Here is a 6,955-nt window from a genome sequence, read left to right as displayed (position 1 = left end):
GGGCGTCAGCGGGTGAGCGCTGCCGAGGTCACTTGCCGACCTTCAGCATGTAGCCGAAGCCGCGCTTGGTCTGGATGACCGACTCCTCGGTGTGCGGGTCGATCTTGCGCCGGAGGTACGAGATGTAGCTCTCCACGATGCCGGCGTCGCCGTTGAAGTCGTACTCCCACACGTGGTCGAGGATCTGCGCCTTCGACAGCACCCGGTTGGGGTTGAGCATCAGGTACCGCAGCAGCTTGAACTCGGTGGGGGAGAGCTCGATGGACTCCTTGCCGACCTGCACGTCGTGCGTGTCCTGGTCCATCGACAGCTCGCCGGCGCGGATGATCGACTCCTCGTCGGCCTGCATCGTGCGTCGCAGGATGGCCTGCGCGCGGGCGACGATCTCGTCGAGGCTGAACGGCTTCGTGACGTAGTCGTCGCCGCCGGCGTTGAGGCCCTCGATCTTGTCGTCGGTGCCGTCCTTCGCGGTGAGGAAGAGGATCGGGGCGGTGAAGCCGGCTCCGCGCAGGCGCTTGGTCACGCTGAACCCGTTCATGTCGGGCAGCATGACGTCGAGGATGATGAGGTCGGGCTCCTCCTCCAGCACGGCCGAGATGGTGGCGGCGCCGTTGGCGACCGTCTTCACCTGGAACCCGGCGAAGCTCAGACCCGTGGAGAGCAGGTCGCGGATGTTCGGCTCGTCGTCGACGACCAGGATGCGCGCATCAGTCATGACCCCATTATGGTGACTCCGACGATGGGATTGCTGGTGATCCCTCGGAGCGGCGGGTACGACGACGACGACGTGCCGCCGCCTCCGGGCGACGCGGGGTCAGGCAGCGATCGCGTCCGCATCCATGATCGTGTAGCTGTACCCCTGCTCCGCGAGGAACCGCTGGCGGTTCTGGGCGTAGTCCTGATCGATCGTGTCGCGTGCGACGAGCGTGTAGAAGCTGGCGGTGTGCCCGGACTTCTTGGGGCGCAGCAGGCGACCGAGACGCTGGGCCTCCTCCTGTCGCGAGCCGAACGAGCCGGACACCTGGATCGCGACGGACGCCTCGGGCAGGTCGATCGAGAAGTTGGCGACCTTCGAGACCACGAGCACCGGGATCTCGCCGTCGCGGAAAGCCTGGTAGAGCTGCTCGCGTTCGTCGATCGGCGTGGCGCCGGTGATCTGCGGGGCGTTCAGCGACTCCGACAGCGAGTCGAGCTGGTCGAGGTACTGGCCGATCACGAGGATCCGCTCCCCGTCGTGCTTGGCGATGAGCTCGCGCACGGCCTCGATCTTCGCGGGGGCCGAGGCGGCGAGGCGGTAGCGCTCGTCGTCGGTGGCGGCCGCGTACTCGAGCCGATCGCTCGGCGGCAGGTCGACGCGCACCTCGTAGCAGACGGCGGGAGAGATGAAGCCCTGCGCCTCGATCTGCTTCCATGGCGCGTCGAAGCGCTTGGGTCCGATCAGGCTGAACACGTCGCCCTCGCGGCCGTCCTCGCGCACCAGTGTCGCGGTGAGGCCGATGCGTCGCCGCGCCTGCAGGTCGGCGGTCAGCTTGAACACGGGGGCGGGCAGCAGGTGGACCTCGTCGTAGACGATGAGCCCCCAGTCCAGCGCGTCGAGCAGCGCGAGGTGGGCGTATGCGCCCTTCCGCTTCGCGGTGAGGATCTGGTAGGTCGCGATCGTGACCGGCTTGACCTCCTTGGCCTGGCCGGAGTACTCGCCGATCTCCTCGGGAGTGAGGCTCGTGCGCTTGAGCAGCTCGTCGCGCCACTGGCGCGCCGACACCGTGTTGGTGACGAGGATGAGGGTGGTCGTCTTGGTGGCGGCCATCGCGCCCGCGCCCACGATCGTCTTCCCGGCGCCACAGGGGAGCACCACGACGCCCGAGCCGTCCTTCGAGAACGCGTCGACGGCATCCTGCTGGTACGGACGGATCTGCCATCCGTCCTCGGCGAGCTCGATCTCGTGGGGGGTTCCCGGTGTGTAGCCGGCGAGGTCCTCGGCCGGCCAGCCGATCTTCAGCAGCTCCTGCTTGATCTGCCCGCGCGCCCAGGCGTCGACGACGAACGTCTCCGGCGACGGATGCCCGATCAGCAGCGGCTGGATGCGCTTGTTGGCGGCCACCTGCGCCAGCACCGCGGGGTCGCTGGACCGCAGGATCAGCGTGCCCTCGTCGTCGCGCTCGATCACGAGGCGTCCGTAGCGGTTCACCGTCTCGCGCAGATCCACGGCCACCGACGGCGGCACGGGGAACCGCGACCAGCGGTCGAGCGTCTCGAGCATGTCCTCGGCGGTGTGGCCCGCAGCGCGCGCGTTCCACAGCCCGAGGCGGGTGATCCGGTAGGTGTGGATGTGCTCGGGGGCGCGCTCGAGCTCGGCGAAGATGGCGAGCTCGTGGCGGGCGCTCTCGGCATCCGCGTGGGCGACCTCGAGCAGCACGGTGCGGTCGCTCTGGACGATCAGGGGGCCATCAGACATAGCTGTCCAGCTTACTGCGCGATCACGGACGCGGCGCGGATGCTCGACACCGGCAGGGTGCGTTCGACGTCCGCCGTGCGATCGCGTCCGCGGAGCCGCCCACCGCTCAGCCCCGTGGCCTCGAGCACGAGGTCCCTCGTGGATCCGTCCGGCATCCCCACCGTGACCCGCAGCAGTGCTCTCGCCCGCACCGCGGCGTCGAGTTCGCGGTCCAGCCACGCGGCGTCGGCGTCGGGACCCTGGTGGGCGCGGAGGGCCGCGATGAGCGGACCGTGGTCGACGGCCTCGGGCACGCCGGTCTCGGCCACCGGCGTGCGCTCCCCGGTGATCACCGAACCGTCCTCGTCGACGAGTGTCGCCGGGTACCGGGCGTCGGCGAGGGCCCAGTAGACCGTCTCCCTGCCGACGCGCGTCGTGAGGGACGCGACGTGCTTGCTGAGTGCGAGAGGGCGCAGCGTCTGATCGACGGACATCGCGTCGATGAGATGGGGGTCGCTGCTCTCGATGCGCGTGCGACCGGTCTCGGGATCCGTCGACACCTGCACCAGGCCGTGCCGTTGCGCGGTCTGCGCGACGAGGTAGCGCAACGGCTGCGGGATGCCGGTGAGCGACAGCGTCTCGAGGAAGTCGACCATCGACTCCTCGGTCTCGCCCGCGACGAGCGCGCGGGCGACGGACTCGGGGGAGAACCGGTAGGTCGACGCCTGCGCCGCGGACTCGCGAGACGCGATGGTGCGCAGACGCACGTCGAGCGCCGGGGCCAGGGGGCCAGGGGAGATCGCGCTGAGGTCGTTCTGCAGGAAGATGCGGTCGACCTCCGTGGGGAGCAACCGGGTCAGCGGCTCGGGGTCTACGCCCTCGCCGCGGCGGAGCGGTCCGGTCCACGTCGGCTCGGTGCCCTCGTCGGCGAGGAGCCCGAGCAGGCGTGCTCGACGGCGGAGCGCCTCGGCGCGCTCGGCTCCGGCCGGATCCCACGGATGCGCGTGCGCCCAGGCCGACGGAGCGATCCAGCCGCCGTCGCCCTGGCGGATCCCGCGCGGCAGGGACGCACGGAACCCGGTGACCAGTTCCGACCAGCGCGCGGCGACGGACGACCGCAGCCAGTCCTCGGCGCGAGCCGTGATGCGCAGGCGACGCTCGTCCGCGTGCACCAGACCGGCGCTCGCGGCGATCGCGATGAAATCGTCGATGGAGTCCGACGCGACTCCCGCCTCGCCCAGCAGGCGCTTCTCGGACGCGCTGACGCCGCCGCCGGTCAGAAGAGCGAAGGGCTTGTCGCGCGCCAGCAGGAGCAGGTCCGCGAGAGCCGAGACCGTGGTGAACGCGCGCTCGGCGGCATGCGCCTCCTGCGTCTCGGTCGACGCGGTCGGAGAGGTCGCCTCCGCGTGCTCCGGCGGCTCGCGATCCGACACCGCTGTGGCCACCGGCGGGTGCGGGATGCCGTCCGGTCGCAGCAGGGCGATCCTCTCGAGGGCCGTGCGCTCGGGGGATGCGGGCACCGCCGCGTCGGCCTCGACGGCGCGGTGCAGCGCGGTCGCCTCGGCGGACGACAGCGTGGGGAGGATTCGCGCGAGCGAGCCCTGATCGAGCAGTCCCTCCGCCGCGTCGAAGAAGTCCTGCCAGCCGGCGTCGGGCCGCACGCGCCGTGCGGCGAAGAGGTCCGCCAGATCCGCATCGCTCGCCGCGGCCAGCCATTCGGCCAGAGGACGGGCGTGCGTGCTCATGCCGGATGGCCTCAGGAGCGCGACGCCGCGCGACTCTTGCGGATGAAGGTCATCACCAGCAGCACGATGATCATCACGAATGCCACCGGAAGACCCCAGTACGGCACCGCGGCGACCACGGGCCACACCCCGCCGCCGAAGTCCTCCTGCCGCATGCCGACCGCGGTCCCGATGATGATCGCCAGGAAGCAGAGGACGGACGCCGCGGCGATGCCGAGGGCGCCGAACGCCAGGATGCTGTCGACCCGGCGCACGGGGACATCCGGGTCGGGACTCTTCGTGCTCATCCGTCTCAGCCTAGTCGCTGGCGCTGCCCTCGGTTCCGCGGCGCGACCTACGGATTCTCCGCCCCCCGACCGGTAGGCTGGAGGCGGCGGCGAATGCCCGCCGTCCGGCTCCACATCGATTCAGCGAGGTTTCTCCCATGCCCACCGGCAAGGTCAGGTTCTACGACGAAGACAAGGGTTTCGGCTTCATCGCCACCGATGACGGCCAGGACGTCTTCCTGCACGCTTCCGCCATGCCCGCGGGCACGGCTGTGAAGGCGGGTGCGCGCGTGGAGTTCGGCGTCGCCGACGGCAAGCGCGGTCTGCAGGCGCTCTCCGTGCGGGTGCTGGAGGCGCCGCCCAGCCTCGCCAAGGCGAAGCGCAAGCCCGCCGACGACATGGCCGTCATCGTCGAGGATCTCGTCAAGCTCCTCGACGGCATCGGCGGAGATCTCCGTCGCGGCCGCTACCCCGCCTCCGGCCACGGTCGCAAGATCGCCGCCGTCCTCCGCAAGGTCGCCGATGACCTCGAAGCCTGATATCGACCAGCGTCTCGTCGACGCCCACGATCTCGCGCTCGCCGCACTGCGCGAGATCACTCCAGCGAGCACGATCGGTCCCGCCGCGGGCTACCTCCCCGAGGAGGACGGCTCCGTGTCGCTCCGCTTCGAGAACCGCCTGTCGGGCTATCCGGGCTGGTACTGGACGGTCACGGTCGCGCGCGTGGACGACGAGGAACCGACGGTGCTCGAGGTCGAACTGCTTCCCGGCGAGGGCGCTCTGCTGGCCCCCGAGTGGGTGCCGTGGGCGGAGCGTCTGGCGGAGTACAGGGCCCATCAGGCGGAGCTCGCCGAGCAGGCCGCGGTTGCCGCCGACGACGGGGACGCGGACGATGCCGACGAGCTCGACGACGACGAGGACGCCGACGACGACGAGCTCGAGGACGACGAGCTCGACGACGATGACGACGACGACGAGCTCGAGGACGACGAGCTCGACGACGAGGACCTCGACGAGGACGAGCTCGCTGCCGAGCCGCGTGTGCTGCACGCCGGTGATCTGGACGGCGTCGACATCGACGAGCTCGACGACTCGGCGGGTGACGACGACGCGGCGGAGCCCGACGACGACGACTCCGACACCGATGGCGACGAGGACGCCGACTCCGATGACGAGGACGCCGACTCCGATGACGAGGACTCGGACGACGAGGACTCGGATGACGACGAGGACTCGAACGACGACGAGGACTCGGACGACGACGAGGAATGACGCGGACGGGATGCGCCGCATCCTCTCCGCAGGCTGAGACGACGAAGGGGCCGCGTGCGCACGCGGCCCCTTCGTCGTCGGCGGATGCCGGAGCGGGTCAGTCGCCCTGGTGGGCCAGCACGTGGTCGATCGCCCGCGTGAGCTGGCGGACGTCGTCGGGCTCGATGGAGACGAACGTCGCGACGCGCAGCTGGTTGCGACCGAGCTTGCGGTAGGGCTCGGTGTCGACGATGCCGTTCGCGCGAAGGGTCTTGGCCACCGCGGCGGCGTCGACCGTGTCGTCGAAGTCGATCGTGACGACGACCGGCGAACGGTGCGCCTCGTCGGTCACGAAGGGGGTGGCGACGGCGGAGGCCGCGGCCCAGTCGTACAGCACGCCCGAGGACTCGGCGGTGCGGGCACCGGCCCACGCCAGTCCGCCGTTCGTCAGGATCCAGCTCAGCTGACTGTCGAGCAGGTGCAGCGTCGTGAGCGCGGGGGTGTTCAGCGTCTGGTTGAGGCGCGAGTTGTCGACCGCGTTCTTCAGGCTGAGGAACTCGGGGATGTACCGATCCGACGCCGCGATCCTCTCGATGCGGTCGATCGCGGCCGGCGACACCGCGGCGAACCACAGGCCGCCGTCCGAGCCGAGGTTCTTCTGCGGAGCGAAGTAGTAGACGTCCGACTGCGCGATGTCGAGGTCGATGCCGCCGGCGGCGCTGGTCGCGTCGATCACGGTCAGCGCGCCCTCGGCGGCGACCCGCTCGACGGGAGCCGCGACGCCGGTCGAGGTCTCGTTGTGCGGCCATGCGTAGACGTCGACGCCCTCGACGGCCTCCGCCGAGATCCGCGAACCGGGCTCCGCCTTGCGGACGTCGGGGGCCTCGAGCCAGGGAGCGGCCGCCGCGGCGGCGAACTTGCCGCCGAACTCGCCGAACACGAGGTTCTGACTGCGTCGTTCGATCAGGCCGAACGCCGCCGCATCCCAGAACGCCGTGGACCCGCCGTTGCCGACGATGATCTCGTAGCCCTCCGGAAGGCGGAGGAGCGCGGCCAGCTGCTCGCGGACACTGCCGACGAGATTCTTCACCGGGGCCTGGCGGTGCGAGGTGCCGAGCAGGGCGGGGCCCGCGGCGATCAGCGCCTCGAGCTGCGCGGGGCGCACCTTCGAGGGGCCGCATCCGAAGCGGCCGTCAGCGGGCAGGAGGTCTCGGGGAATCTCGATCGCCATGGGTCGATTGTAGGCCGTGCGGATGCCC

At 70.5% G+C, this 6,955-nt stretch carries 7 protein-coding genes; 2 read left to right on the top strand and 5 right to left on the bottom strand.

The annotated features are described in order from the left end of the window. Nucleotides 1-28: 28 nt before the first annotated feature. The 4 genes from A4X16_RS10305 to A4X16_RS10290 all read right to left on the bottom strand — a co-directional run bounded on the left by A4X16_RS10305 (nucleotide 29) and on the right by A4X16_RS10290 (nucleotide 4,466). Nucleotides 29-715 (bottom strand): response regulator transcription factor, encoded by a 687-nt coding sequence (locus A4X16_RS10305; RefSeq protein WP_053097249.1) that lies wholly within the window; start codon nucleotides 713-715, stop codon nucleotides 29-31. A gap of 99 nt (nucleotides 716-814) precedes the next feature. After that, complete coding sequence (locus A4X16_RS10300; protein ID WP_067120205.1) at nucleotides 815-2,455, bottom strand: DNA repair helicase XPB; 1,641 nt, start codon at nucleotides 2,453-2,455, stop codon at nucleotides 815-817. A gap of 11 nt (nucleotides 2,456-2,466) precedes the next feature. Beyond that, complete coding sequence (locus A4X16_RS10295; RefSeq protein WP_067120203.1) at nucleotides 2,467-4,179, bottom strand: helicase-associated domain-containing protein; 1,713 nt, start codon at nucleotides 4,177-4,179, stop codon at nucleotides 2,467-2,469. Between the two features lie 11 nt (nucleotides 4,180-4,190). Beyond that, complete coding sequence (locus A4X16_RS10290) at nucleotides 4,191-4,466, bottom strand: multidrug ABC transporter ATPase (protein ID WP_067120201.1); 276 nt, start codon at nucleotides 4,464-4,466, stop codon at nucleotides 4,191-4,193. Between the two features lie 137 nt (nucleotides 4,467-4,603). Between A4X16_RS10290 and A4X16_RS10285 the strand changes: the two genes are divergently transcribed. Continuing rightward, nucleotides 4,604-4,984: a cold-shock protein gene (locus A4X16_RS10285; protein WP_067120198.1), complete on the top strand. Its 381-nt coding sequence runs from the start codon at nucleotides 4,604-4,606 to the stop codon at nucleotides 4,982-4,984. Beyond that, nucleotides 4,968-5,717, top strand: a complete 750-nt coding sequence (locus A4X16_RS10280) for a DUF3027 domain-containing protein (protein ID WP_067120196.1) — start codon at nucleotides 4,968-4,970, stop codon at nucleotides 5,715-5,717. Before A4X16_RS10285 ends, A4X16_RS10280 begins: the two co-directional genes overlap by 17 nt. A gap of 97 nt (nucleotides 5,718-5,814) precedes the next feature. Here A4X16_RS10280 and serC read toward each other — a convergent pair whose 3' ends face one another. Beyond that, nucleotides 5,815-6,927: a phosphoserine transaminase gene (gene serC / locus A4X16_RS10275; protein ID WP_067120195.1), complete on the bottom strand. Its 1,113-nt coding sequence runs from the start codon at nucleotides 6,925-6,927 to the stop codon at nucleotides 5,815-5,817. Nucleotides 6,928-6,955: the final 28 nt, after the last annotated feature.

Source organism: Microbacterium sp. H83, assembly GCF_001650405.1.
In the GTDB taxonomy this organism is placed as follows: Bacteria; Actinomycetota; Actinomycetes; order Actinomycetales; family Microbacteriaceae; genus Microbacterium.
This window is presented reverse-complemented; position numbering and strand designations above follow the sequence as displayed.

Excerpts from the sequence above, each read along its gene's own strand:
- A4X16_RS10305 (WP_053097249.1), bottom strand. The coding sequence starts at position 715 with ATGACTGATGCGCGCATCCTGGTCGTCGACGACGAGCCGAACATCCGC.
- A4X16_RS10290 (WP_067120201.1), bottom strand. The coding sequence starts at position 4,466 with ATGAGCACGAAGAGTCCCGACCCGGATGTCCCCGTGCGCCGGGTCGAC.
- serC (WP_067120195.1), bottom strand. The coding sequence starts at position 6,927 with ATGGCGATCGAGATTCCCCGAGACCTCCTGCCCGCTGACGGCCGCTTC.
- A4X16_RS10285 (WP_067120198.1), top strand. The coding sequence starts at position 4,604 with ATGCCCACCGGCAAGGTCAGGTTCTACGACGAAGACAAGGGTTTCGGC.
- A4X16_RS10280 (WP_067120196.1), top strand. The coding sequence starts at position 4,968 with ATGACCTCGAAGCCTGATATCGACCAGCGTCTCGTCGACGCCCACGAT.
- A4X16_RS10295 (WP_067120203.1), bottom strand. The coding sequence starts at position 4,179 with ATGAGCACGCACGCCCGTCCTCTGGCCGAATGGCTGGCCGCGGCGAGC.
- A4X16_RS10300 (WP_067120205.1), bottom strand. The coding sequence starts at position 2,455 with ATGTCTGATGGCCCCCTGATCGTCCAGAGCGACCGCACCGTGCTGCTC.